The 26,346-nt window shown below is 42.4% G+C and carries 21 protein-coding genes and 1 pseudogene; 5 read left to right on the top strand and 17 right to left on the bottom strand.

Annotated features, from left to right (window positions below):
- Nucleotides 1-126 precede the first annotated feature (126 nt).
- From ACM1ND_RS13055 to ACM1ND_RS13040, 4 genes are all read right to left on the bottom strand, one after another.
- A complete protein-coding gene (locus tag ACM1ND_RS13055) occupies nt 127-1,695 on the bottom strand; it encodes a glycoside hydrolase family 32 protein (RefSeq protein WP_418028028.1) in 1,569 nt (522 codons plus the stop codon).
- 72 nt (nt 1,696-1,767) lie between these two features.
- On the bottom strand, nt 1,768-3,387 hold the full coding sequence (locus tag ACM1ND_RS13050) for an ABC transporter substrate-binding protein (protein ID WP_023988674.1): 1,620 nt from the start codon (nt 3,385-3,387) through the stop codon (nt 1,768-1,770).
- 18 nt (nt 3,388-3,405) lie between these two features.
- The gene (locus ACM1ND_RS13045) at nt 3,406-4,287 is read right to left on the bottom strand and encodes a carbohydrate ABC transporter permease (protein WP_076265084.1); all 882 of its coding nucleotides are present in this window, start codon (nt 4,285-4,287) and stop codon (nt 3,406-3,408) included.
- Nucleotides 4,288-4,301: 14 nt separating this feature from the next.
- Nucleotides 4,302-5,186, bottom strand: coding sequence for an ABC transporter permease (locus tag ACM1ND_RS13040; RefSeq protein ID WP_226887819.1), 885 nt, complete (start codon nt 5,184-5,186; stop codon nt 4,302-4,304).
- 506 nt (nt 5,187-5,692) lie between these two features.
- Between ACM1ND_RS13040 and ACM1ND_RS13035 the strand changes: the two genes are divergently transcribed.
- The gene (locus tag ACM1ND_RS13035) at nt 5,693-6,727 is read left to right on the top strand and encodes a LacI family DNA-binding transcriptional regulator (protein WP_418027891.1); all 1,035 of its coding nucleotides are present in this window, start codon (nt 5,693-5,695) and stop codon (nt 6,725-6,727) included.
- Between the two features lie 22 nt (nt 6,728-6,749).
- Nucleotides 6,750-7,724, top strand: coding sequence for a carbohydrate kinase family protein (locus ACM1ND_RS13030; protein WP_071558715.1), 975 nt, complete (start codon nt 6,750-6,752; stop codon nt 7,722-7,724).
- A 579-nt stretch (nt 7,725-8,303) separates the two neighbouring features.
- Here ACM1ND_RS13030 and ACM1ND_RS13025 read toward each other — a convergent pair.
- The 7 genes from ACM1ND_RS13025 to ACM1ND_RS12995 form a co-directional block, all read right to left on the bottom strand.
- A complete protein-coding gene (locus ACM1ND_RS13025) occupies nt 8,304-11,918 on the bottom strand; it encodes a GH32 C-terminal domain-containing protein (protein WP_218638972.1) in 3,615 nt (1,204 codons plus the stop codon).
- A 163-nt stretch (nt 11,919-12,081) separates the two neighbouring features.
- Nucleotides 12,082-12,906 carry a PTS mannose transporter subunit IID gene (gene manZ, locus ACM1ND_RS13020; RefSeq protein ID WP_071558716.1) on the bottom strand — a complete coding sequence of 275 codons (825 nt, stop codon included), beginning with the start codon at nt 12,904-12,906 and terminating at the stop codon, nt 12,082-12,084.
- A 28-nt stretch (nt 12,907-12,934) separates the two neighbouring features.
- The gene (locus tag ACM1ND_RS13015; RefSeq protein WP_023988666.1) at nt 12,935-13,705 is read right to left on the bottom strand and encodes a PTS mannose/fructose/sorbose transporter subunit IIC; all 771 of its coding nucleotides are present in this window, start codon (nt 13,703-13,705) and stop codon (nt 12,935-12,937) included.
- Between the two features lie 39 nt (nt 13,706-13,744).
- The gene (locus tag ACM1ND_RS13010; RefSeq protein ID WP_023988665.1) at nt 13,745-14,227 is read right to left on the bottom strand and encodes a mannose/fructose/sorbose PTS transporter subunit IIB; all 483 of its coding nucleotides are present in this window, start codon (nt 14,225-14,227) and stop codon (nt 13,745-13,747) included.
- Between the two features lies 1 nt (nt 14,228).
- Entirely contained in the window at nt 14,229-14,648 is a 420-nt protein-coding gene (locus ACM1ND_RS13005) for a PTS sugar transporter subunit IIA (RefSeq protein WP_013309476.1), read from the bottom strand.
- A gap of 200 nt (nt 14,649-14,848) precedes the next feature.
- Nucleotides 14,849-17,629 carry a sigma-54-dependent transcriptional regulator gene (locus ACM1ND_RS13000; protein ID WP_418027888.1) on the bottom strand — a complete coding sequence of 927 codons (2,781 nt, stop codon included), beginning with the start codon at nt 17,627-17,629 and terminating at the stop codon, nt 14,849-14,851.
- Nucleotides 17,630-17,678: 49 nt separating this feature from the next.
- On the bottom strand, nt 17,679-18,500 hold the full coding sequence (locus ACM1ND_RS12995) for a Cof-type HAD-IIB family hydrolase (protein WP_068938406.1): 822 nt from the start codon (nt 18,498-18,500) through the stop codon (nt 17,679-17,681).
- A gap of 273 nt (nt 18,501-18,773) precedes the next feature.
- Here ACM1ND_RS12995 and rpoN point away from each other — a divergent pair, with 273 nt between their 5' ends.
- Entirely contained in the window at nt 18,774-20,156 is a 1,383-nt protein-coding gene (gene rpoN, locus ACM1ND_RS12990; protein WP_068938407.1) for an RNA polymerase factor sigma-54, read from the top strand.
- A gap of 210 nt (nt 20,157-20,366) precedes the next feature.
- Here rpoN and ACM1ND_RS12985 read toward each other — a convergent pair whose 3' ends face one another.
- The 5 genes and pseudogenes from ACM1ND_RS12985 to ACM1ND_RS12965 all read right to left on the bottom strand — a co-directional run bounded on the left by ACM1ND_RS12985 (nt 20,367) and on the right by ACM1ND_RS12965 (nt 24,944).
- Complete coding sequence (locus ACM1ND_RS12985; RefSeq protein ID WP_023988661.1) at nt 20,367-21,335, bottom strand: LacI family DNA-binding transcriptional regulator; 969 nt, start codon at nt 21,333-21,335, stop codon at nt 20,367-20,369.
- Nucleotides 21,336-22,085: 750 nt separating this feature from the next.
- Complete coding sequence (locus tag ACM1ND_RS12980) at nt 22,086-22,736, bottom strand: FMN-dependent NADH-azoreductase (RefSeq protein WP_305953850.1); 651 nt, start codon at nt 22,734-22,736, stop codon at nt 22,086-22,088.
- A 672-nt stretch (nt 22,737-23,408) separates the two neighbouring features.
- Complete coding sequence (locus tag ACM1ND_RS12975) at nt 23,409-23,840, bottom strand: RrF2 family transcriptional regulator (protein WP_023988659.1); 432 nt, start codon at nt 23,838-23,840, stop codon at nt 23,409-23,411.
- A gap of 91 nt (nt 23,841-23,931) precedes the next feature.
- Nucleotides 23,932-24,200 (bottom strand): annotated as a pseudogene (locus tag ACM1ND_RS12970) (manganese catalase family protein); the annotation flags it as partial.
- A 159-nt stretch (nt 24,201-24,359) separates the two neighbouring features.
- Nucleotides 24,360-24,944: a TetR/AcrR family transcriptional regulator gene (locus ACM1ND_RS12965; protein ID WP_028541261.1), complete on the bottom strand. Its 585-nt coding sequence runs from the start codon at nt 24,942-24,944 to the stop codon at nt 24,360-24,362.
- A 198-nt stretch (nt 24,945-25,142) separates the two neighbouring features.
- Here ACM1ND_RS12965 and ACM1ND_RS12960 point away from each other — a divergent pair, with 198 nt between their 5' ends.
- Both ACM1ND_RS12960 and ACM1ND_RS12955 read left to right on the top strand, forming a co-directional pair.
- On the top strand, nt 25,143-25,400 hold the full coding sequence (locus tag ACM1ND_RS12960) for an NAD(P)H-binding protein (protein ID WP_175405203.1): 258 nt from the start codon (nt 25,143-25,145) through the stop codon (nt 25,398-25,400).
- A gap of 522 nt (nt 25,401-25,922) precedes the next feature.
- Complete coding sequence (locus tag ACM1ND_RS12955; protein WP_256026521.1) at nt 25,923-26,054, top strand: hypothetical protein; 132 nt, start codon at nt 25,923-25,925, stop codon at nt 26,052-26,054.
- On the opposite strand, the gene ACM1ND_RS12950 is transcribed toward ACM1ND_RS12955, so the two are convergent.
- Entirely contained in the window at nt 26,051-26,263 is a 213-nt protein-coding gene (locus ACM1ND_RS12950; protein WP_023988655.1) for a zinc-binding dehydrogenase, read from the bottom strand. The genes ACM1ND_RS12955 and ACM1ND_RS12950 overlap by 4 nt on opposite strands.
- Between the last annotated feature and the right edge of the window lie 83 nt (nt 26,264-26,346).

The following is a 26,346-nucleotide window of genomic DNA, read 5'->3' as shown; positions in this document are numbered from 1 at the left end:
TTTGAGGACCAAGTTTCAGATACGGATGCACGCAACCGGGCTGTAACCACTTCGTCGAATCAAGCCAATGCTTAACGAGTTCCGTCGTGAGATAATTAAAATTTGAATAATATCAATAGTTAACGTCTAAACATTCTCATTTCCCCAAATGCTTACTAGATCATTGATTTGAAGCGATACGACCTTTAGTTCTCCGCCAATGGCATAGAGTTCCAGCCCCCTGCTTTCCAAGTCCGGGAAAATCATGTCTGAAATGATTGTTTCTCCATGATTTCCGAAGACCTCGACACTTGACCAATCCACGTAAATACTCAGTTGTACCCGTCCATGCTCTGGCTTCATAGGGGCCTTGTGTATTGCTGTGAAATCGGAATGAAAATTAATGGCGCTCGACTTCGTCCGATCGACAAACAACTCCCCATTCGAGATATTATATCCAATGATCGTCTCCTGATTAGAAGACTTCCGCACTTTAAACCCGAATTCCACGGCAGTGCTGATTTCAAATTCTGCAATAATTTCTGCCTTTGCAGCAGAGAAATCAGACAACACGTTCATACCTGGCTTAATCGTCAAGTCTTGCAGAGACAAAATTGGTTTTCTTAGCTGACTTAATTCACTTATGGGTGCTTGGATTAAGTGAAGCCCCTCCGGATAAGTCCTAAGCTGTAGCTCACGAGGAATTGACATCTTGCCACGCCATTCCTCTGAAGGTAGCGTGGTACCATAACGCCAATTGTTCATCCAGCCGACCCAAATCTTTCGACCGTCCTCGTTTGGAATCCCATTCCAGGTCACGGCCGCGTAAAAGTCTGATCCGTAGTCTACCCATTTAATAGTATCGAAAGATTCCAACGTTCCATCCAGAGCAAATGCCTTACCGTCAAAGTTGCCTATGAAATACATCATGCCAGAACCACCTGCCGGTGGTTCCGGATCATCTGGATTCACACCATTTCTATCCCCGACACTTAGCATCAGAATCCACTTTGTGGTATTAGGATCCTCATCCACTTGGATTTGAAATATATCAGGACATTCAAATATCCCTCGGTGGATATGCGGAATGTCAGAACCGAATTCGCTTGCAAAAGACCATTCTTTCAGGTTTGGAGATGTGTAAAATTCTACACGTTCTCTTACGGCAAGGACCATTATCCACATCGACGATTCATCATGCCAAAACACCTTCGGATCACGAAAGTCTAGCGTTTCCATTGGGAATAAAACCGGGTTACCTTCATATTTTGTCCAGGTTCGACCTTTATCCCTGCTGTAAGCAATGCTTTGCACCTGCGGCTTGCCGGGCTGAGCCCTGTTGCCCTCATTCGTATAAATTGCAACCAATCCTGATCCTTCTTCGTTGAAAAATCCGCTTGTATTGTTCTTATCCACCACCGCACTTCCCGAGAAGATCGCTCCGTCCTCTCCAGGCGGAATTGCCGGTGAGAGTTCGTCCCAATGTATTAGATCCTTGCTTACCGCATGCCCCCAATGCATGCGGCCAAAGTCAGGCTGCGTATCATGGGGCGTATGCTGGTAGAACAGGTGGTACTCTCCTTCATAGTAAACCAAGCCGTTTGGATCGTTCATCCAATTTTTCTCAGGTGAATAGTGGAATTGAGGCCTGTATGTCTCCCTATAATAACTGTTTCGTGATCCTTTTCTGCTGCTACTGTCGCCCGTTAGGAACATGTCTTTAATGGTATCCACTCTCCTATTGATTGTTGATAAGGTGTTTAACAGCCCAACCACCTTTTATATATTTCAGCCTTGATCTTTAAGATATCGGTCGTAGCCTTTCTGCTTGATTTCCAGCCATTTGTCTAGTCCCAGTCTGGACAGCTCGGCCTTATATTCCGCCCATTCTTCTTCCACTTTGCCTGTTTTGATCCATTCTGCCCGTTTGCGGTTAACGTAAGCAAACAAATCGGTTTCCAGTGTGGAGATCTGCTTCTGATCCTCCAGCGAGAAGAAGACTTTCGGGAAATTATGGTCAGCCTTCATATAAGGAACGAGTCTTTTCTTTATGAGCTCGAGCCTCCCCACTGCATCGTCGGGCTTGGTCGTTACTTTTCCGTAATATTCGTCAAGAATTGCCAATGGACCACCGATATTCGTTTTTTGACGCAGCTCGACTGGCGCAGTTCCCTTAAGCGGAAGATGCTTCAGCATATGACTCGCTTCATCGTATTCAAAAATGTTCTGCTGAGTTTTGTCGCCGTAGGTGCCCCAGTTGTCCTGTACGGACTGGATGGGTTCATACAGTTGGTCAATCCATTTTGCTGTAAGCTCAAGATTTTTGTTGTCACTGGTAATCACCATTCTCCCCCGGTCAAAGCCGAGATTGTTCGTGCGGGTCACATTGACTTCACCGCTTGGCCCCGCGAGCGGATTCATCAATTCATATTTATCGTTGTCTCCTGAAATGTTCGCCTTATCCCATTGAAAATAGAGACCATATTTTTCATTCTGTCCTTTGGCCAGATACGTATTGTAATCCTGCTCGAATGACTCTTCGTCAATCAGGTTCAGCTTATAAAGCTCATTAAGGTATTTGATCCCCTCTTTATAACCGTCCTGATCGGCAGTGAAGACCACTTTCCCCTCATTGGTCACTACAGTATGATCGCCGTTGTCCCCAAGACCAAATGATCCAAACAGAAAATTCAGGTCCTCATTGCCGTTATTGAGTATAAAGGACAGCGGGATTTCATCCGCCTGGCCATTTCCGTTAGGGTCGTCATTTTTAAATGCGAGCAGAACTTTTTTTAAATCCTCGGTGGTTTTTGGCATTTTAAGTCCCAGCTTTTTCAGCCACTCCACATTGATCCATGGCATGTCGTTTACAGAATGAATGCTCTCCTTCCCGGCCCCCAGCTCTTCAATCCAAGGAAAAGCATAAATATGCCCGTCCTGTGCAGTTATCATGGATTTGTACTCAGGTGCTTCCTTCAATACCTTCTGTAGATTCGGCATGTATTTATTAATCAAATCCTCCAGAGGGATAATGGTTCCATCCTGTCCGAGGTTCAACAAATCATAGTCGGAATAGCCGGCATCCAGTATGGCATCTGGAAGATCTCCACTGGCAACAGCTAGGTTTCTTTTTTCAATGAAGGAATCGGAGGTGAAGTTGGTAAAATCGATATGCACCCCTGTTTTTTCTTCCAGTCTTTTATAAATCAACTTTTCATTTGGATCGGAAGGTGCCAGCGGCGAGCTTTGAGTCATAAAATGCAAAGTAACTTTCTCTTTAAGCGGCAGAGTAACATTTTCCAGCTTGTAATCTTCGGATGCCGCGGAATTATTGCCTGAACCGCCACATCCGGCAAGCAGTGAAGTAGAAAGTACCAACACAGACAAAGTTAGTAATGTTTTTTTCATCTCTATACCCCCGGTTTTTTATTTGATCGAACCTACCATGACACCCTTTTCGAAATACTTCTGGAAGAATGGATACATGACAATCAAAGGCAAACTTGATATGACAATGGCAGAGTACTTAATCATTTCAGACAATTTCTTAAGCTCCGCTTGTGCCATCGCATCGGCAATCATGCCGGGCTGAACCTGATTCTGTATCAAAATGGAGCGGAGTACCAGTTGAAGCGGAAACAGCTTCGGATCATCCAAATAAATCATGGCGTCGAAATAAGAATTCCACTGTCCGACAAAAGCGTATAAAGCTAGAACAAAAATAATAGGCTTGGAAAGCGGCAGGACGATTTTGAAGAAAATACTGAGCTCGGAAGCTCCGTCTATACTCGCCGCCTGGAACAGCTCTTTCGGAAGTCCCTGGAAATAAGTCTTTGCCAGAATAATATTGAATACGCTGATCGAGCCGGGTAGAATAATGGCCCAGACCGTATTCAACATGCCTAAATCCTTAATCACCAGATAGGTAGGAATCAGACCGCCACCGAAAAACATCGTTATCAGGAAAAAGATCATAATGGACCGTTTCCCTACCAACTCTTCAATCGCAAGCGGATAAGCCGCGAAGACGGAAAATAATACGGTTGCGAACGCAAAGGCTGCTGAATAAAAAATAGCATTAAAAAAACCGCGGATCATGGCACTGTTGCTTAGGATTTTGGCATATCCCGTGAGTGTCCAGTCTGATGATGTAATGGCATACCCTTTGGTAATCAGGGTATTTGGAGTTAAAAAGGACGAAAGCACCACATAGACCAGCGGTAACAGAATAGCGAGAACAAAAAAACCAAGTAGAATATAATTGATAATGAGCAGAATCCGGTCCTTCCCGGTGTAATGAATATCCATAAATACCTCCTTCTTTAATACAGCCCTTCTCCTTCGTTCAGCTTCTTGACGACGGTATTTACGAAAATCAACAGGACTACATTAATTACGGAATTGAACAATCCGATTGCCGTAGAATAAGCATAATCGCCGGATTGCAACCCCACCTTGTATACGTAAGTCGCGATGATTTCCGAGGTTGGTGTGTTCAGAGCCGTCTGCATCAGGTAAGCCTTTTCATAGCCGATCGACATAATACCTCCTGCAGCGAGAATGAACAGGACGGCCATGACGGGTTTAAGAGCTGGCAGATCAATGTGGAAGATTCTCTTCATCAATGAAGCCCCATCAATTGTTGCAGCGTCATGCAACTGCGGGTCCACATTGGCTAAGGTGGCCACATAAATGATAGAGGACCAGCCCGCTGTTTGCCATATACCGGACAAAATATATACCGTTCGGAAATAGGCGGGATCAGTCATAAAAGAAATCGGCTTGCCGGTGAAGGTTGTTACCAAAGCGTTCACTATTCCAGCTGGCGATAGAAAAACAAACAGCATACCGGCAACAACAACAACCGAGATGAAGTTAGGTGCGTATACAATAAGCTGAATATTCTTCTTGAGCTTCGCTCCTCTGATCAGATTTAGCATTAAGGCCAGAATAATCGGTACTGGGAAACCGAGAATAAGACCGTAAGCGCTTAATTTAAGCGTATTCATTAAAATGTCATAAAAATTTGGCGATGAAAGAAACCGCTGAAAATGTTCAAATCCAACCCATTCGCTGCCCATGATTCCTTTTCTTGGGCTGAAATTTTTAAACGCAATGATCGAGCCGTACATGGGAACATACTTGAAAATGACGGTAAGAATTATGGACGGAAGCAGAAACAAATACAATATATAATTTCGAACCATGTAGCTTAACCAATGGTTTCTTTTTTTTGTTTCTGAAGCCTTTAGTCCCCTTTTTTGAACGATCGAATTCCCCAATGTTTTCCCTCCTACTGTTCACGGCTTGTTATACGACACAAAATATAAGCCATGTTATGTCACCTCTCTGACATAATTCACCAAGATGTTTTCAAATACTTGCTTGTAATATCCACACCTCCAACAGAACTAGAATTTTACACATCCCCAAAATGAATGGGTTTACAATTTACATTTGAACACTTTTTACTCTTACAATTTAGCAGATGTACATTTAATTAGTCAATATATTTCGGGTGAATAAATTCATTCAAAAAGCATATTTCAAGATAATTATAATGTTTTTAGCAAAAATACATCAAAAACACACGATATAAATAAACAAATGTAAATTTTTATTGTTCATTTGAATAAATTCATTGTTAAAAACATGAAAATACTATATATTTAGAAATATGGAGAATCTTAATTCGGAGAATAAGGTGAACAAAATGACGAGAAAGTCAAAGGTTACGATACAAGATATCGCTGATGCCTTGGGGATTTCTAGAAACACTGCATCCAAGGCGCTTAATGGAGTAGAGAATATTCCTGCCGTAACGAGGGACAAGGTGATCAAAAAGGCAGTGGAGCTTAAATATAAACAATTTTCTTATATGGAAACAGCCTCTGAAAAACAGGGCAATATCGCACTTTTGACCTGTAATCTTCCCAATAGTTCACACTTTGGATCGCTACTGATCAGCGGGCTGGAGAAGGAAATCAGCAACCAGGGCTATACATTATCCATTTATTTTGTCCGTGAGAACGATATCAATTCGATGACCCTGCCCGGCAATTTCGAATCTTCGAATGTGGCTGGCATCTTCTGCATCGAAATGTTCAGTAAGGAATACAGCAAGATGATCACAGATCTTTGCATCCCAACCATTTTTATTGATTGCGCTGCGGATATGATGTATCCAGAATTGAAGGCGGATCTGGTATTAATGGAAAATGAACACAGAACATACTGTGTTACCCGGAAATTAATTAATCATGGCTATGAAAGCTTCGGTTTTGTAGGCGATTACAATCACTGCAAAAGCTTCAATGAACGCTGGACCGGATTTAATAAGGCCTTAGCTGAAGCAGGAATCGCCGTAGATCCTGCTCATAGCATTGTAGCGCCTGACCGCAACTTCTTTATAGAGGAGAACTGGATGGAACAGCAGTTGGATGCCCTGAGGGAGTGTCCCTCCGTCTTTATTTGTGCCAATGATTTCATTGCCATCAGCGTGATCAAATCTTTGAAAAACAAAGGGATTAAAGTTCCGGAAGATGTTGCTGTCTGCGGGTTCGATGATGCTTCGGAATCCCGGGTTGTCGAGCCTCATCTTACAACCGTGCATATTTATAGTAGTCAGATGGGTATTATTTCAGCCGAAATGTTATTGTCCAGAATCAAAGACAATACCATGCCATACCGAGTGACTCATGTTGCAACGGATATCGTATACCGGGACTCGACGCCTGTTCTAAACTAAATCTACCAAGAGGTGAATTAATGTGAAAAATGACGGAACGGTTCTTTGTGTGGGCGAGCTGCTTATTGATTTTTTCTGCACGGATATTGATGTCAATCTTGCCAAGGGTCAGCATTTCTCCAAGCAGGCCGGCGGTGCTCCGGCAAATGTAAGCGCAGCCGTAGCCAAACTCGGAGGAAAAGCGTCATTCTTGGGAAAAGTCGGGGCTGATCCCTTTGGCATGTACCTGAAGCAAACTCTGGATGAGCAGCATGTGGATACGTCCATGCTCCTTTTTGATCCGGCAACGCCGACTACACTGGCCTTTGTTTCCCTTGCCGCTAACGGCGAACGGGATTTCGTGTTCAACCGCGGAGCTGACCGTCAACTGTCTCTGCAGGACATTGATAGAGAATGGACCCGGCAGGCTGCCATTCTGCATTTTGGCTCGGCAACGGCCTTGCTCGCCGATCCTTTCCGAGAAGCGTATTTGTCTTTATTAGATGGAGCGAAGGCCAATGGGCAATTCACCTCCTTTGATCCCAATTACCGGGGGGACCTCTGGAAAGACAGGCAGGAGGAATTTATCACACTGTCCAGAAGAGGAATACACAATGCGGATTTGGTAAAGGTAAGCGAAGAGGAATTAAACATCATTACAGGGCTGGCTGACCGCGATGCTTCATTGGATCTTTTGCATGAGTTGGGAGCCAAGACGGTGGCAGTTACCTTAGGAAAAGAAGGAACCCTCATCTCAAGTGGTGCCTCCCGTTCGTTAATCGGCAGTATCGCTGTTAAATCGATCGACTCTACTGGTGCCGGAGACGCCTTCGTCGGAGCAATGCTGTATCAAATCAGCCAGTTGAGTCAGCCTAAGGCATTTACCTCTAACGCGAAGCAGCAGCAGGAATTTGTGACACTTGCCAATCAAGTTGGCGCCATCGTGTGCACTAAAGTTGGAGCGATTGCAGCCTTGCCGTCGTTGGAAGAAGTTAATCGTTTCGTAGCGCAAGGTTGAATCAAGGAATGAAGCGTAAGAACTGCAAAAGGTGTCCGACGATCTCTAAGGTTGCTGGACACTTTTTTATGTAGTGATCCGTCGTTCATTGGAAAGATGCTGCTGATCAGGGCACCTTCCAATGAATGACGAAAAGCTTGGTCGATGAAAATGAAAACTTTTATATCGCAAATGAAAGAAAAAAATTATTCGCGAAGTACCAAAAATTGTGAAACCAAGCCTATACAAATAGAGTGGTTGCATTAAGTCAATTTACACTTAGCCTGATTATTTTCTGATTTTGCTGATGAAAAACGGATATTCAGGGAACACTTCAATCTCCAGTTCCGATACCAACATTACATACTTGGATTTCATCAAAAATATCGAATGTCTTCTTATGTATTCTTCAACCCATATATAGAAGGTATCGTCTTCAATCATAACCGCTTCTGTAAATTCCCTGCTTAAGCTTGGATTTTATAAGGGTAGTTTTGATTGGAAACTTTGTGTCGATGTAAAAAAAGTTTGTGTCGCTGCTGCGCGGCGACACAAACTAAACTCATAGAGATACAAATGTCATTATTTAACCAACTTTAATCATTCATCTTTATGTTTTAGTTTCACTTTAACTTCATTAAAAAAAGCCGTTGTATCCCATACATTGAGACCAAAGTTTCCTTCTTTATAAGTTTGATCTTTTGTGTCTATAACTAATTTATTGTTCAAATAAACCTTAGTGATGTCGCCTTGCGCTTCTACTTTGAGATGATAATCTGTATTTGGCTGTAAATCCAGTTTTCCATCATTGTTATATGTCGCAATTTCATATCCGGTTCCATCAACAAATTTAATTAATTTTACAATATTATTTTTTATATCAACATTTGCTGCATACGAATTCTTTGCAGTTAAGTCAGAACGAAAAACCAATGAACCTGCTCCAATGGAGTTATCTATCAAATCTTTTTCAGAATTACCGGGGTGGGAATCTGTATCTGGCACGTTTATATTGGCTTCATATACAAAATTCCTGCCGGTCACTTTTGATACTATGAAAGCATCTCCCTTACTCTGTCCCTGTTTTCCATGAATGGTGTCCGCCCAGTTCCCGTTAACGATGGTCCAACCTGATAAGTTTGATTTAAAAGAAGAGTTCTTTTCTTTCCATACACTCTTTAGAGGATATAGGTCCAAAGATTTCAGCTTCACATTTCCGCCCTTACTATAAATTTTTAATCCTTTGCTTGCAGAATCCGCGAATATCTGATCGGTAATCACGGTCGTACCATCATTACCGAACACCTCTACAGCTGATCTATCAACAATTACCTGCAATTTAACCGTGCCGTTTTTTGCCTGTAATGGTCCCTCATGCTTGCCAACTACACTACTTCCGTAATCGAAATCTCCTGAATGAGTCCGGTCTACAAATAATTGTTCGTTGTAGACATCGTAACCGACAGTAGTATATTGCTCACCTCCTTCACGGATCTTGAAGCCAAATTCTGTTGCCTTAGTATCCGATACATCAAACAAAGCGATCAGTTCAAATGTATCTTCTGATAAATTAGAAAGAAGATGGCTGTTACCCGATATCATTTTATTGGTATACGATATACGATCCCCTCTGTCACGAATGCTTTTTAGCGCAATAGGGGTTTGTTTTAAACGTAGACCCTTTGTGGTTTGAGTGAGCTCCATCTTCCGCGGCAGTGTTGTTGAACTTCTCCACGTTGAGGTGGGTGTATCGTTGGCATACTTCCAATTACTCATCCAGCCGAGCCAATATTTCTCACCATTCTTCCCTTCTACTCCACTCCAATCCACAGCAGCATAAAAATCAGCGCCATAGTCAGTCCATAACACTTTATCGGAAGTATTTTCATTTTTAAACGTTTTACCGTCAAAGCTGCCTACAAAATACTGCATGCCCGATCCGCCTGCCGGAGCACCATCATTTATACTTACCTGTAGGACCCACTTTCTTTTTGAAGGATCGCCATCAACCGGCAATTCGACTAACGTAGGACATTCCCATACTCCTCCGATGCTGCCGTTTGTGGAAGGAATCCACTGTCCAGAAACAGCGGACCAATCTGTGAGGAGACCGCTTTGTTTCATATCTGTTTTCTCCGGCTCTTTTGCAACCTGGTCAACTTTATCCGATATGGTCCCTTCATTATAAACATTAACATCATCAACATTTATATGACCGTAACCATCTTTGGCATGGTCTACTACCTTGATATATAATACTTCACCAATATATTTGGACGCGTCCCATACGTATTTTGAATATTTTTCTTCATTAAATTTTATATTGGCCTGGCGGATCAATTCTTGATCGTCGGCTGCTCTGACCAATGATACATAGGTATTGTCGCCATCATCGCCTGCTCCTAGTAACAGATTGATTTCTCCGGATCCGCTTAATTTAAAATAGGAGGAATGCAGTTCACCCGTTGCTTCATCTCCCTCGTGAAGCTTGGAATATCCCCACAAGTGATAATTCCCCTCATGTCCGAAGGGTCCACCCCAATAAGTCGCTTCACTGGATACATGATCATTCGAAAAAGTATCACCCTGGGTCACCGTCCATCCGGTTAAATCGCCTGTTTCAAAATCATGATTGATGATTTCTTTCTCATCGGTCATGATATTTCTACCCAGTTGAACATCCTGAAATATCGCAGAAGAGTGCAAAAGATGTAATCCAAAATGGCCGGACAGGAAGGTTGCATCATCGATATCATGAATGAGATTTCCGTCCAGATACATCTTTATATTTGTTCCAAAAGTGCTCACTTTTAAATCATGGCTTTGATAAGTATCCAGCGTTACTGTGGTTTCAGCCAGAACCGTTTTATTCCCGTCTTCCATTTTCACAATTTTCACTTTATCGTTTAAAGCATCGATACTCGCCATATATCCATTTTTCGCATCAGCATCCGTCCGGAAAACAAGTGATCCTGTTTCATCTCCTCCCTCTGACAAATCTATAATCGCATTATATATAAAGTTGTCCCCAGTCTTACCACTTATGATAAAAGCATCATCTGCAGATGTACCGCTTTTCCCCTCCATGGTATCTTCCCACCGGCCGGTTACAGCTGTCCAATTAGATAGATTGGTTGCAAAGTTAGAAGTGTTCTTGAAATTCACATTTCGGAAGGAAGTTGTTGAATTCCAGGCGGTCAGACCGTAATAACCATAATCAAATTCAGTATCCGTTTCTTTAATTACAGACTGATTATCTATAAACACCTGAATGTCATGACCATATACGTCTACCTGCACGTTGTAAGTTGATGAGGTTCCCAGGGTTAAAGACTTGCTAGCAATTTCTGTATTCGATCCATCGACATTCTTATTTAAAGTAACGACATCATTTTTGGCATCCAGGCTGACGACATAACCGTTTTTCGCATTCTTGTCAGCACGAAAAACCAGACCTCCTGAGCCTTCCCTGCCATTCTTTTTATTAAGGGTAATATCTCCCTCATAGGTGAATGAACCTCCTTCCTGTGAAGACATAGCGTACGAAGTGGTATCCACACTGTTGGCCTGTATTCCGTTATCTTCACCAAATTCGCTTGCATAGGTCCACTGTTTTAAATTGGGGGAAGTATACAACATTACTTTATTCGCTGCGGCCAAAGACATCACCCATTGTCTGGAGTCTTCATGCCAGAATACTTTAGGGTCTCGCCAATCCGATATCGGGGGATCCGGCATTACCGGATTTCCTTCATACTTGGTCCAGGTTCTGCCTCTATCTAAGCTGTACGCAATGCTTTGAACCTGGCCGTTATCCCCGGAATGAGTGAAGATCGCAACCATCGCTTCTTTTCCGAACCCTGCTGTATTGTTCCAATCGATCACAGCACTTCCCGAGAAAATCTGACCGTTTTCATCTGGATACAACGCAATCGGTAAATGTTTCCAATGAATAAGGTCTTTGCTCACCGCATGCCCCCAATGCATCGGTCCCCATTTCGTCCCATAAGGATGATACTGGTAAAAAAGATGATATTCACCCTTATAATAAACCATTCCATTCGGGTCGTTCATCCAGTTAGCCTCAGGCGAAAAATGAATCTGATTACGGTAAGGTTCATCGTAATAACCAAGATCCGCTGCAAAGGCGGGAGTTAATGGTAAACTAAATACCATAAAGCAAATAAGCAACATACTTAACTTCCTCTTCACCATCTTTCACATCCTCTTTTAATATTTTGAACACCTAGTGTTATTCTTAACATCACAAATAAAGCGTTTACATTTATCTCTATAACTCAATTTCTTATGTTTACGCTGTTTTGGTCACAAAAATCCGACAAAGTCCGGCCAAGGATGACTCCCTGACCGGCACGTTTTAAGCCAAAACACCAAATGCGTACCCAATAATGCCTACTGCGAATAAAGCAAAAATCAGAGCGATTGCGTTCACTTTCTTTTTCAGTAGCCTCATACATAAAAAGGTCAATAATAGTGGTAAAAGTCCGGGCATCAATTGATCCAAAATCATCTGAACGGTCGTAATAACCTCTTTTCCATCCGTTCCCAGATATCTTGATACCACCAGCGGCACATTCAGGGTGGTCCATTTGGAAACAAGTGCGCCCATAACGAAAAGCCCCAGTATGGAGGCTGACTCCGTGAGTTTTTGCAACCGGTTTCCAGACATATCGGAGACAATCTCCGTACCTTTGTGATAACCGTATTTCAGACCGTACCATTTCGTTGCCAAGCGTGCGGTGTTAAAGAGAAGGAAGAAAAGAACCGGTCCGACAAGGCTGCCGGATAAGGCGATTGAGGCTCCGAGTGCAGCCAGAACCGGGCGTAAAGTCCCCCAGTAAATGGGGTCACCCACTCCCGCAAGGGGTCCCATTAAACCGACTTTGACTCCACTTATGGTGGCATTGTCAATCGACTGGCCGCTTGCTTTCTGCTCTTCCATCGCTGCCGTTACACCCATAATAGGCGCCGAGATAAACGGTTGAGTGTTGAAAAATTCCAGATGTCTTTTCAATGCCTCTTTTTGATCTTCTTTCTTGCTGTACAGCCGCTTAATCGCAGGGATCAAGGTGACACAGAAACCGATCGACTGCATTCGCTCAAAATTGAACGAGCCTAACAGGAAGCATGAACGGACAAACATCTTATTTAAATCACTTTTAGTCAGCTTCTTTTCTTTCATAGTGCTCTCCTCTCCCTTCAGGTAGTTACTATAACTCTTCAATTTCTTCCATCTTCTCATTACGCTGGTTGTATTTTGGGCTCAGCTGGATGTAAAGCAGAGCCAGAACCGCGCCAATGACCCCAAAACCAACCAGATTAATGCTGGTAAAAGCTGCAATGACAAAGCCCAGAAAGAAGAATGGCATCAGGTATTTGGCTGCCATCATATTAATGACCATCGCATACCCTACGACTACGATAAAGCCGCCCGCAATTTGTAGTCCTCTTGTGATTACCTCCGGAATTGCGTTAAGCATAGCAGTCACCAGGCCCGTTTCTGCGGCAACTGCCACCAAAACAGCGGGCAAAGCAACGCGCAGACCTTGCAAAAGTAAGGCAATAAAGTGACATAGCTCAATTCCTTTGAAATTTGCAGATTCCGCATACTTATCAGCTAAATGCTGGAAGAAGACAGTAATCGTCCTGACAAAAATGGTAAGCACTTGTCCGGCGGCTGCAATTGGAATCGCAACGGCAATTCCGGCGCCGATCGATTGATGGCCGACGATGACCAAAATGGTTGAAACCACACTGGCTAGAGCAGCGTCTGGTGCCATGGATGCTCCTACATTCATCCATCCCAAAGCCATTAATTCCAGAGTACCGCCTAGTATAATGCCAGTTTTGAGATCGCCAAGGACAAGGCCAATCAACGTACACGCAATCAGAGGACGATGGGTTTGCCCTTCATCTAGAACGCTACCCATGCCACATATGGCCGCTACCAGCGTTACCATCACAATTTGAAAAACAGTCATTTCTATAACTCCTCTCTAGTTGCCGCCTGGTATTTACGATCACAAATCCTGCAGTTTGGTAATCAAGTTGATTTTCGGATCACTGGCTACTTTTCTGATTTCCAGCTCAATGCCTCTTTCATGCAGCTTACGAAATGCATCTACATCCTGTTGGTTTACGGATACCGCCCCGGTAATCTGTGTCTTTCCTTCCTTAAAACACATTCCTCCAACATTCACCGAGCGGATGGGTACTCCCCCTTCTACAACCCGCAGTACATCCGTAGGGTTGGTAAAGAGGAACAATGTTTTAAAATCACTGTATTTGGGGTTATTATAAGCCTCTATCGCTTTGTTAATCGTTACGACATACGCCTTAATTCCAGGCGGCGACACCTGAAGCAATAAGGTTTTGCGTAATGTATCCGCTGCGACTTCATCGCTAACCGCGATGATCTTGTTGCACTTCGCTTCTTTCACCCAAACGGTCGCCACCTGACCGTGAATCAGACGGTCATCAATACGAACTAATGCAATTTCCATTCTATAATTCCTCCTCTAATTGACTGTTTCGAATGGCACGAAAAGACATCATGGAATCGTGCCCCGCATGTATCGCTAGATTTACCAAATTCTCTACTTGTTCAATCCCTCTGTTTGCAAGAAGGTCAACGATCATTGGCAGGTTTACTCCTGTCACAATATCCATTTTTTCATGGTTAACTGCAATTCGGCTGGCAGCATTATAAGGACTGCCGCCGAATAGATCAACAAGGAAGATAACACCGTCCGTCCAATCCAGCGATGCCAACGCAGCCTTATATTTCTCTACAAGTCCGCTGACACTTTCACCTGGTTCAAACGTAACACCTGCCACATTATCCAATTGGCCGAAAACCATTTCTGTTGACCTCAGTATTTCTTCAGAAAATTTCCCGTGTGTCCCAACAATTACACCGATCATCTGTCTCACCCCCTTTGTTTCTCTCCACATATATCTATGATGCAAGTTCTGTGCCAAACTTCTGTATAGATCAGAGAGAATTTTGTAAACAACAAAAAACCCCCGTTGCGTCGGAGGTTTTTTCCAGTCTGAACAGATCATTATTTATCAATCTCCACTGCTTTCATACACATATGAAAGCGTTTTATACTCTTTGGCCATTACTGTGGAATAAAGTTATATACTTCGCTCAACATTTCGCAAATATAATATTTTTCGTCATCAGAAAGAGTAAGATTCATACCAGAAACAAATATGCTGCATGAACGGTTTACCACCTCGAATATGTGCTGGTCGAGCTGTTTCACTTCCCCCTGATAAACAAGTCCATCGCGAATAACCATACGTTCCAGCGCATAAGCTGTGTGAGTAGAAATTTGGACTTTTGTTGCATAATCAAATTTGACTTCTAATCCAAGTTCCAGCTCTTGCACAAATCTCATCACCATTCCCAGAATTTTGTGGGGATTCAAATAAGTCATAAATTCTTTCAGACTTTCCTCGCATAACTCCCTGACGACTACACTTTGATCCACAGCAGGGATCTGTTTGTTATTCAGCAGTAGCTCTCTCAATGTCTGCTCACCGCTTGCTTCAATCAGCTTTTCCAAAGGAATAAACGGGATTTCCGGCTCGCTTGGCCGTTTTACTCCAATCACAGCAAGAATTGTTCGCTTAGACCGCATATCCTGGACCACTTTATCCAACTCCCTTACGTTTGCCGGGACAACAAGTATTTCCTCATCCGTCAAATCGCAGACAATTTTCTCTACAAACTCTTTCAATTTGACCGCTGCACCTTTGCCGGAGGAGCAAACCGTCACAATTGCCTTATGAACTACTTTCACTGCGGCGCTGCTATTGTTATATCCCCTGAAATCCTTTAGCGATTGGTATATTTCCTCTATCCCCATGTCAAAAACACTGGCCTTTCGGACAGCCTCCAGCGTGAGCGGAGTTGAAACCATATCAATAGTCTTTACATTGATTCCAACACGTTCCATAATAGTTTCTTCAAGATTGAGCAAAGAGCCCATATCAACCAGCAGCAACACGCCTCTACCACGGTCAATGCTCTTTACTTTATCGATAATAAGCTCCAAAATTTCCCTAGGACTGACATCGAGAGGCATATCAACAGCACAAAGATTAGAACTGCCCAGCAAGCTGTCTACGACGCCGACGATGCTGCTCGCTGTACTGGTACCGTGTGCTGCCACAATAATTCCCACACTACCCTGTCGTTCTTCCTCAACAGATTTCAGAAGAATCGCCATATAAGTTATTTCGGCCTCCGGTACATGTACACCAAACTTAGACTCGATCAAACTTTTGATAGTCTGGGCCAGTCTGTACTCTTCATCATGTTCATTCATCGGTTCATAGATTCGTGCATCACCGTATTTTTTCTCTCTGGTGCGCTTGAAAAAGGCGCTTAAATGAAGACTGAAAGCATACACGAATCTCTCGCTGTAAATTCGGTTTAGTTCCTTTTTGGCCATTTCCTTAATCTGCTCGGAGAATTCAAGGATGTCTTTGTCCACAATTTTCAGAATTCGTTCCCTGCTCCCCTTGGTGTTATAAAAACGGTTATAAAAGCTTTTAATATGGATATTGACATCCGTAGCAATAAATCTGTGGATGTAGGCGTCGTCTAGCCCTTCTTCCTTCAGCATGCCAATCTTGTCTTCAATTAATTTGTAAAGGTTAAACGGCAGCTCGGAAACAGCCTCTTCATCCAAAGCTTTTCTTCCTTCTGGAGTAATGTATAGGCACGAGGAAATACATCCGATTTCCTTCATCTTATATTGCGTTTTATCAATATTAAACAAACCATCTCGGATATTTCCCGGCAGGTTTTTAAAATCAAGTCCTATTTCTTCTTTGTTTTCATGTATGCTGTTTAAAAAACCTTTAGCGCATACCAGCTGGATGTTCGACTTTAACTGGCCGATATTGCCGTAGGTGACGCTGCCGATCAGTGCTCTTACTACCTCTGGTTCAATCCTAATCGGCTTGTTTACCCTATTGGCCTCGTTAGCAAACAAATGCTTCAAAATCAGCATTTGCTCCTCAATTGCACGTTCCTGAAGGGAAGGGATATTGATTGTGATGGGTATGCGCCTAATGAAGGTTTTCAGCATGGATGATCCGGGATCCTCCGTCGTAGCTCCAATCAATAACACACTCGCATCTCTTTTTCGATCCGTTTCGCCCAATTTGTTATAGGTGTGAGTATCCATGAAATAGAAAATCATTTCCTGGCCTTCCGGGGGTAAACGGTGAATCTCATCCAAAAACAGGATGCCTCCGTCAGCTTTCTCCACCAGCCCTGCTTTTTCATGATCAGCGCCTGTAAACGCCCCTTTAACGTGACCAAAGATGTGGGAAAGTAGCAAGTGGGGGTTATTGAAATAATCAGCGCAGTTAAAAACGATAAATGGCGCATGCTCTGAAAACCGCTTCATATACTTGCCATAATGGTACATCAACCTGGCAAACATAGTTTTTCCAACACCCGTCTGCCCGACTATCAGGGTATGCAGACCTCTAGGAGGATACAGAATCGCTGCCTTCCCCTGCTCAACCTGGTTACGCATGCTGCCCCTGAAACCGATCAAGGCATGGAACGGATCGACCTGTTCGTCAGGCAGCAATACCTCTTTGATGCTTTTGACCTCAATTTGTTTCTCTTTCAGCTGAACCCGAAAGGTGTCCTCGATAATCTGCTTGTGCAGAAATCTGACCGGTCTTCCTTTGATTTTAAGGATTAGATCGTCACGCAGCAGATTATTCAACTCTTTGCTCACATTGTTTCTCAACATCTTTTGATCATCAGCAATTTCCGCAGCCGTAATCCCTTCCCCCGCAAATAAAGCCTCTTTGGAAATTTTCTTGGTGCTTTCGGCAATATACTCTAAAATCTTATCTATTCTTTTCACCTGTATTCCTCCAGCCTGAATCAGTCATTGGAAATTGATTTCAACCTGCTTATTTAGGGAACAGAATATGGTTTTTCAGCGCATGAGCTACTCCATCCTCGTCATTCGAAAGAGTAACGGTGTTGGCAGCAGCTTTGACCTCAAGGGGAGCATTTTCCATGGCAATGCCAAGTCCTGCAAAGGCCAGCATGTCGATATCATTGTAGTTGTCACCAATAGCCAGACAATCGCTTTGTTTCAGTTGGTACTCTTTTAGCAGAATTTGAATGGCTGCGGTTTTGGAAGCCTTTTTTGACATGATTTCCAGATAAGTAGGCTTGGATAAGTAGAGATTTACTTCTTCGCCGTATACGGGTCGCAATACTTGAAGGACGCGTCTGATCTCTTCGGGATCACCCATGCACAAAATTTTACTGGTTCCATCAGTCTCTTCCCTCCAACCATTGGTAAGCTTAGAAAAACTATAAATGCGAGGCTCGATATTGGTGATGTCACGTTCTTGAAGCGCCCATGCATCCAATTGCTCAATATACCACTCATCATCCTTATACAGGCTTACGTGAAGATCATAGGCAGCCAGGCTGTCAAGCAAACGCTGTGTCATTTTCTTATCTATATAACGGGTGTTCAGCTTGTTCCCGTGTTTATCTATAACAAGTGCCCCACTGTAGCATATGAGAGGCTCCGAAATACCAAGATGCTTCTGCAATGGAATAATTGCTTTTGGCATTCGCGCAGAGACAAGAACCACTGGAATCTGCTTATCATTTATAACCTGGAGAATGGTTTCTTTGGTTGCTTCCGTGATTTGATGCGCCGAGTTAAGCAGCGTCCCGTCAATATCAATGCAGACAATTTTATAAGTTTCCATAAATGATTCCTCCAGCTCCAGTGTATTTTGTTATTCAATGAATGAGTATACAAGAAAGATAGTGTATATAACCAAAAATACAACACACATAATAACTGTTACTTATTACGACAAGCTTTGGCTTGTTTTGAATCGTTTCTATCAGATAAAATTACTCGGTAACGTTAACATCTAGGCAGGAGAATTGCATAGGCATAGAGAAGTAGATCTTTCATAAATGACTGACTGTGAATTTGTGCCGGAAATGTATGGAAAAGGAGTTTGAATAAGTCAATGATACGATATGGATTACAACAGGAACAAGGATTCAAGCTGGTTATGACGCCCGAATTGCGACAAGCAATCACGATTTTGCAATATTCTTCGGCTGATTTAATATCCTTTCTGCATGAACAGGCGAACAATAATCCAGTCATTGATTTGCCGGAGTTTAATATGTCCATTGGCGGTATCAAAGAAGAAGCAGAGCAGTTTTCACAGAAAGATCAAGGAGAGCTGATTGAACATTATCGTGGCGGAGAAAAATATCCATCGGTCCAGCGAGCAACCCCCGTTACATTTCTGGACTTTGTCCCCAACCCGAATGATACCCTGTTTGAACACCTGAACAGGCAGCTTGGACTGGTATGTGGGCTTACAAATTCACAGCGTATGGTGGCACGGTACCTCATTGGCAATTTGAACGAAATGGGATATTTAGAACTTGATGTTCCAACAGTCGCCTCACTAGTGGACGTTCCCATAGCCGAAATTGAGGATATGCTCTTGGTGATACAGAGTTTTGATCCACCGGGGATCGCCTCTTACAGCTTGGAAGAGTGTCTTCTTCTCCAGCTCCAGCTTGCTGGCATGGATGATGAATGCATAGTCAGAATGGTAAGCAACCATCTGGCTGATCTGGCAAACAATCGGATACAAAAAATTGCGGATGCTCTTGAAATCGGTAGGCGAGAGGTTATACAGATGGCCGATCGAATTCGCAAGCTAAATCCATGCCCGGGCGCAGCATTTGCTCATAAAGAGCAGCAATACATCATAGCAGATATCACGGTCGAAAAAGCCAACGGCGAATATCTTGTCCTGATTAATGACATTAGTGCGCCGCGGGTTGAGATCAACCCTTTTTACCAGCAAATGATGCGGGATCTACCGAATAGTGAAACCAAACTTTTTATCCATGAGAAGATGAATACGGCAAAATGGCTGATCAATAGCCTGAAGCAACGTCGGCTGACCCTTCTACGGGTTGCCAAGGCCATTGTGGAAAAGCAACAGGATTTTTTTGAGCATGGCGTGTCTTTCCTCAAACCAATCACCCAAAAGGAGATTGCCGAAAAGACGGGCTTACACGAATCCACGGTCAGCAGGGCGGTCAGTAATAAATTTATACAGACGCCTCGCGGATTGTTCGAACTCAAATTCTTCTTTACTTCCTCCTTGACGTCAGCGGACGGAGATGCTGCTTCATCGGAGAGTGCAAAAAAGCGTATCAAAAATTTGATAGATGATGAGGACAAGCAAAAACCGTTATCGGATCAGGCTATTACTACCCTGCTGGGAAAGGAAGGTTTGCATTTATCACGCAGAACCGTGGCAAAATATCGAGAAGAACTAAGATATCTTTCTTCTGCCAAAAGAAAAAAGTTTGAAGTTTGAATGGTTAAAGATAGTGGCGATGCAGCAAGACAGGCAACGTCTCAGGAAAGCTTGATCCGACTCGCTAGTTCTTGAATTCACCATTACACCCCCTTTCTTGAACTAGGATGTTTTCACTTTTGAAACGTTTCCAATTTGCTGTAAGAAAAACGTCAGTTAGTAGATCCACACTATGAATCGAAAGAATGAGGCTAATATTTTTCAATAAAATCATGTAGTTTCGCCTTGCTTGAAGACAACGGGGAGACGATACACTTGCTGATCTAAAGTTTCACCTTCGATTTTCTTATAAAGTAATCTGATTGTCATACGTGCCATCTCCTCCACTGGCTGCCTGATTGTAGACAATATCGGATGAAAATAAGGATGATCCTGAATCCCGTCGTAGCCGATAACCTTTACATCCTCTGGAACGCGAATGCCCTCCCTGCGTGCTCTTTCTATATAGCTGGCGGCTAACATATCGGTAATAGCAAAAATGCCGTCCACATCGCGGTGCTCATTTAGGAACTCGTTAAAATAGGCATCGTCGTCCACTATAGGGTCGGGCTTCTCGTAGATTACATAATCGACTCCCAATGTTTGCGCTTCATGAATGAAACCTTTTCTCCGATTCATGGTTTCACTGAAAACGGAAGTGACGCTTCCCATAAAAGCCGGTTTCTGGGCTCCCGCTTTAACAAGCTCCCTCAAAGCCAGACGCCCTCCCTCATAATTATCGGAGGTCACACAGGTAATTTTTTTGTTGAAGTGCCTATCAATACTTACAATCGGAATGTCATTGCTTACGCTATTCTCTATATCATTGTAAGTAATGCCGACAATACCAGCCACTTTGTTTTGCCGTAGCATATCCAGATAATATAGTTCCTTTTCGGGCTTGCCGCCGCTATTACATAACATGAGCTTAAAGCCTTCCCTATCCAACTCATCCTCAATGTAATAAGCCAGTTCAGAAAAAAAAGGATGCCAGATACTTGGAAGCAGCAAGGCTACCATCTTGGATTTCCTCATCTTGAAATTTCGAGCGACTTCATTAGGAAAATAATTCAGTTCTTGTATAGCTTTCTCCACTTTCCTGCGTGTTTCTGGTTTTACAGAGCCCGAGTTGTTAATAACGCGGGACACCGTTCCCACAGCTACGCCAGCTATGTTAGCTACATCTTTAATACTTGGCATCTCCCTCCCCCTATCTCTCTTTATGAAAATTATAATAACACTAAGATGGAAACGTTTCAATTATGTTTGAAACGCTTTTTTTGCTGACTGTTTTCATGCTTCCTAAAGAATGTCGTCGCTTTAATGAAGCTCTATTGTCAGTTGTATGCGGATCTAAAAAAAACAAGGCTTGTGATGAAAATTATCATTAGAGAGAACGGTTAAAATCTGTATCAATTTTTGTTCCGGAAATATGCCTACGCTTGCTCAAGCGTTCTCTCCAGTACATCCGTCAGAAAAATGATTTGCTCTCGAGCTTGCCCTTTTCATGACTACAAATGCCCACGGCCTTTATAAAAGCTTTTTATCTTCCCTGCCGGGCTGAAGCGCCAGTGTGGATTCCATTAGATATACGTCCTTGTCCTCTACATCTGTTCATATTCATCTCTATCCTTCTTGTTTTAGTGGTTAATCCTAAATTTCCCCCGAAAGACACGAATAGCGTTATTAAAAGTTACGTGCCCACCGTTTCTTTAGTCCCATTTGCCAATTTATCGAAGAGATCACGTTAAATTTGTAAAGGCAGCCGATTATCGGCTGCCTTTACGTTTAAATAGTGTTTGCAAAATTATATTTCTTATCTTCTAGAATAGGCTTGCAGATTTGCGTATATAGGCCTTACAAGAGCACATTTCTCAAGTGCTTGCCGTATCAACATTTGCCCAATAGAGCCGCTGGTGCCAAACAGGTAAAGCCCTTCTGGAAAGTGTCTTAGAACGTTGATGCTACTTTGGCCACTTCTTGAAGTCCTTCTTTTACAATCACTTCTGCACGATCCTTGTACTGATTATGTCCTTCAATAATAACATCGGTAGTTTGAATTCCGAAAAGGCCAAGATTCATCTTCACTGGCTTAACCGCTGATTCGAAGGATGCCATCGGCTCTATCGAGTACATTCCTCCACGTGCGCTTAGCAATGCGATTTTTTTATCACCGGCAAGACCAACAGGACCTTCAGCAGTAAATTTAAATGTTTTGCCAACCTGGGAGATATGAGCGATGTAGTTGACCAACGGTGCAGGTGCCATGGTGTTCCAGAGTGGAAAGGCAATGACTACTTTATCTGCGGCAAGGAATTGATCCAGATAACGATTGGACGTTGTTGTGGCTTCCAACTCTTCTGCCGTAAGTTCATAACCTTGACTTAATTTATAGATGCCTGTGATCACAGTATTCCCATAAGTAGGAAGGTTCTCTACGAACAAATCAAGTTCAGTAATTACATCAGACGAATGGGTATCTTTATAAGTCTTGAGAAAAGTCTCATACATCTGAACACTTACTGCTTGATCTGCTGGACGATCATTCGCTTTAATAAAAAGTACATTGGACATAGTAATTTCTCCCTTATAGTAAGATATTTATCTCAGTCCATTTCATATTGTGCCTTTTTTAAGCACATTTAAGACTTTTAAATGCAACTGCGATGAGCACATTATAATTCATTTATTCCTTAATCTCAAGTTCTATTTCTGTACGAATGTTAGGTTACAAAATATGCTTTATAACGTTGTAGTACAGGAGTGACACCTGATTGTTTGGTCAGTAGGAGCAATGGCGTTTTGAGGGGGAGCCCTTTCACAGTATTCGTAACCATATATATCTATCATCTGAATACATCTATAGATGACTAACCGTGATCGATGAGAAGGTATACTTTTAAACATTTTTCTTACAACTAGGGTTTTAAATAACTTACTTTCGTCTAATGATTGAACTTACCATCAAAATTTATATGACTATCTAAAAGATATTGGGAACGGGTCTATTCTGGTAGTATCCTTTAATACTTTAACAGGTATTACCATACCAGTGCTGTTCTCTATATACAATAGTTGCAAGTATGCGCAATTGTGGGGATGAGCGATCAGTGTACTGTTATAACAAAATCCAGCAAGAAAATAAAAAGTCGCCAATATGGCGACATCTTTAACTCTTAACCACTAAGGCAGCATCATTGGTTAAAGCTTTTGAGATGCATCTTTGAAACAGCACATTACAAATTTATGCCTGTTTTTTTATTTTTTTACTAATTAAAGTAAATCTATACGGTTAGCGACATCATCGATTGTAAACTGACTCAAATATTTTATAGTGTGCTGTTCAGTTTCATACAGAATTTTTTCCAATTCAAGATCAAGCTGTTTAGCGGCATCTCCACAATCGATATCAAAATCAGATTCTGATATATCCGTATTTACTGCATAATAAATATCACCTAAAGTAATTAGACTGGGAGCTTTTCGTAAAATGTAGCCCCCCTCACGTCCACCTTTTGACTCCACGATACCTGCAATGGTTAAAGACTGCATGACTCTTCTCATGAATGTAGCATGCGATTTAACTTGACTCGCAATCATTGCACTAGATAAAACGCTGTTACTTTTTGCTAGCCATACGACAGAATGAACGGCTATTTTAAAACGGGGAGGACCAATGTGGATTCCGCGATTTGCTGTACTCATATGAACACACCTTTTCTCTGTTTAGTTATTATTGGTTATTTAAACTGAATTGGAACTGATAATAAGCTTTAAATATTCTCAATTCGTTCTGCTAAAGAATATATACCTTTTTCTTTCCCGTATATTCAATAATAATCTGCACCGACTCCTTAAACCGCAGCGCATGCACAATCTCCCGCTCCCGCAGAAACTTGAGGCTGTCTTACAGATCCACATCATCCGTCTTGTCAATCAGCCACTGGTATGTAGCTTGGGCCTTTTCTTCGGCGGCTATTTACTCATACAAATCTGCCAGTGGATCACCTCTAGCCGCGTGTAGGTCGTGATGAACGGAACCCCTGTTGCACTGTTGTAGAACAAGACTACTAGACTGCCGCTGCTTTATTAACTAACGTACCCAGTTAGCATAATGACCTGTTTGTTGACTATATGTCCCTAGATTAAGTTCCCCTTTAATAAAGACTGTTCGGCATAAGAAGATCTCTCTTAGAGAGAGCGTTACTTTGTCTGATTGAACAACTAACGTACACCTTCCTCAATAAAAAATTTCAGCCCTTGAGAAAGATAAGGTATCACCAATTGGATATATTCTTCAGCTGGCCTTGTATCGTTATATTGCCAGTTAACGGCCGCCCCGTAAATGCTCCAGCTTAACATTACAGATGCAATTCGAACGGATTCCTCACGGACTCCTGCATTCTGATTCATCATCATCTCGAAAAATACTTGCTCAAGTTCTTTCTTAATTATCGCTTCTATTACAGAAGTAAATGATTCGAAGCTTTTTCGACATTGGGAAGCCAGAGAAGATTGAAATTGAGTAACCGACATAAATACACTGGCAAGCGTCGTTTCATTGAGCTGGTCATGTATTGAAATTTCTCTCATTACGTTCGTCATTAGATGTTCTTCCAGTGTTTTTTCGAGCAGATCGTATTTATCCATAAAATGATAGTAAAAGGTGGCACGGTTGATCGTTGCTTCTGATGTAATGTCTTTAATACTGATATTCTTAAAATCCTTTTTCGTTGAGAGGAGAAGAAATGCATCCATAATTAATCTGCGTGTACGTACAAAACGTGGATCGAGCCTGTTTTCCGTCATCTCATCTCACCTCCACTTTTTAGACATTTCACTGCATATGTCGTATATCCGATAAAAACGTAATTTTATCGGTTGAACAGTAGCTACCAGTACTTACAATATAACTATACAACAAGTGTTGTAGAAATAATAGATGTATGAAAGACGAGGCTACGTTATGATAATTACAATTTTTGGCGCCAGCGGCCTATAGGAAAGTTGGTCGTAAAAGAAGCTTTAACACACGGCGACCAGGTAGTGGCTTATGTAAGAAGAGCGGATGCTCTGCCTGAAAATCACCCGAATTTACAAGTGGTTGTCGGTAGCCTGGATGACCACCGCAAAATGAAAGATGCGTTTACAAATTCAGACGCCGTGATCAGCGCGCTTGGACCGGCGCAGGATAAATCCAGAAAAGTGAAGGATTTGTCGATCCCCGGGCTCATGAAACCATCATTCAAACCATGCAGGCTTTAAATAAAAAACGTTTTGTCACACTGGGGACGCCTACCGTGAAAGCAAAAGAAGACCGTTCACAAATCAAACATAGAATGGACTGTCGTACGCATTATCAATCCGAATATCAAACAAGACGGCAAGAGCTATGGAATTTCGTTCGGTGATACGAAGTCAGGCATGAATGTATCTCGGGAAAACGTTGCGAAATGCTTGTACGATTTTGTTTGTAAATCTGCCTATATACAAAAAATGCCAATTGTTTTTAATAAATAAGGAGAAAAAATGACAATTACAATATGGATTATACAAGGATTATTGGCAGCCATGTTTCTGTAGAGTTAACAGACGCGGGATTCTGGAAAAGCGGCTTTGCCGCAGTCGGCGCACTCCTTTTGGGTATTACAGTATCATGACTCATATTCGGGTAAAAGGCGGCCTTAGAAACGACGACGATTATTTTCTCGGTATCCTGCCTTTCGTACCGCTGTTCCTGCTCTATTAATTAACTAAAAGAAAGGCTGCCCAAAATGTCAAATATGGATGGAAAACATTTATTCGCTGGGCGAATTGATTGCGGAACAGCACAAGCGAAGGATCGAAGCGGCTGAGCGGGTTACAGCTATTTTGCAATGGCCAAAATGCCGGATGAAGCGGGACTCGATTATTATTTAGAAGGTCACAACAACTTTGCCTTGGGAGTGACCCGTCGACACTTTAATCAACGCTTTGTTAATGTCCCCAAACGTATAAGTTGAATCTATAGAGGGCTTGATATTTTCTTTTTCAACAAGTTTAGTGGTATCTTGTAATTGACTTCCATTGGATTGCACAAATAAAAAGCGATATTCATTTTGATTCTTACGTGCTAAAGAATTGTACATTGACAACAAGTTTATCCCCTATTTCACTCAATGACAGCTGGTACTAAGTCGCTATAGAGAAGCTTTGTGTCATTCCCCCTTGA

The sequence above is a fragment of the Paenibacillus sp. JJ1722 genome (genome assembly GCF_048282685.1).
Taxonomy (GTDB): Bacteria; Bacillota; Bacilli; order Paenibacillales; family Paenibacillaceae; genus Paenibacillus; species Paenibacillus polymyxa_B.
Note: the sequence above shows the minus strand (reverse complement) of the source record. Positions and strands in the feature narration are given on the sequence as shown.

Bases quoted from the DNA above. Each gene is read 5' to 3' on its own strand.
- ACM1ND_RS12950 (WP_023988655.1), bottom strand. From the start codon at position 26,263: ATGTACAATTCTTTAGCACGTAAGAATCAAAATGAATATCGCTTTTTA.
- ACM1ND_RS13040 (WP_226887819.1), bottom strand. From the start codon at position 5,186: ATGGTTCGAAATTATATATTGTATTTGTTTCTGCTTCCGTCCATAATT.
- ACM1ND_RS12985 (WP_023988661.1), bottom strand. From the start codon at position 21,335: ATGCCAAGTATTAAAGATGTAGCTAACATAGCTGGCGTAGCTGTGGGA.
- ACM1ND_RS13015 (WP_023988666.1), bottom strand. From the start codon at position 13,705: ATGACTGTTTTTCAAATTGTGATGGTAACGCTGGTAGCGGCCATATGT.
- ACM1ND_RS12995 (WP_068938406.1), bottom strand. From the start codon at position 18,500: ATGGAAACTTATAAAATTGTCTGCATTGATATTGACGGGACGCTGCTT.
- ACM1ND_RS12975 (WP_023988659.1), bottom strand. From the start codon at position 23,840: ATGAGTACAGCAAATCGCGGAATCCACATTGGTCCTCCCCGTTTTAAA.
- ACM1ND_RS13035 (WP_418027891.1), top strand. From the start codon at position 5,693: ATGACGAGAAAGTCAAAGGTTACGATACAAGATATCGCTGATGCCTTG.
- ACM1ND_RS13045 (WP_076265084.1), bottom strand. From the start codon at position 4,287: ATGGATATTCATTACACCGGGAAGGACCGGATTCTGCTCATTATCAAT.
- ACM1ND_RS13010 (WP_023988665.1), bottom strand. From the start codon at position 14,227: ATGGAAATTGCATTAGTTCGTATTGATGACCGTCTGATTCACGGTCAG.
- ACM1ND_RS12965 (WP_028541261.1), bottom strand. From the start codon at position 24,944: ATGACGGAAAACAGGCTCGATCCACGTTTTGTACGTACACGCAGATTA.
- ACM1ND_RS13055 (WP_418028028.1), bottom strand. From the start codon at position 1,695: ATGTTCCTAACGGGCGACAGTAGCAGCAGAAAAGGATCACGAAACAGT.
- ACM1ND_RS13050 (WP_023988674.1), bottom strand. From the start codon at position 3,387: ATGAAAAAAACATTACTAACTTTGTCTGTGTTGGTACTTTCTACTTCA.
- ACM1ND_RS13025 (WP_218638972.1), bottom strand. From the start codon at position 11,918: ATGGTGAAGAGGAAGTTAAGTATGTTGCTTATTTGCTTTATGGTATTT.
- manZ (WP_071558716.1), bottom strand. From the start codon at position 12,906: ATGAAAGAAAAGAAGCTGACTAAAAGTGATTTAAATAAGATGTTTGTC.
- ACM1ND_RS12955 (WP_256026521.1), top strand. From the start codon at position 25,923: ATGGAAAACATTTATTCGCTGGGCGAATTGATTGCGGAACAGCACAAG.
- ACM1ND_RS13005 (WP_013309476.1), bottom strand. From the start codon at position 14,648: ATGATCGGTGTAATTGTTGGGACACACGGGAAATTTTCTGAAGAAATA.
- rpoN (WP_068938407.1), top strand. From the start codon at position 18,774: ATGATACGATATGGATTACAACAGGAACAAGGATTCAAGCTGGTTATG.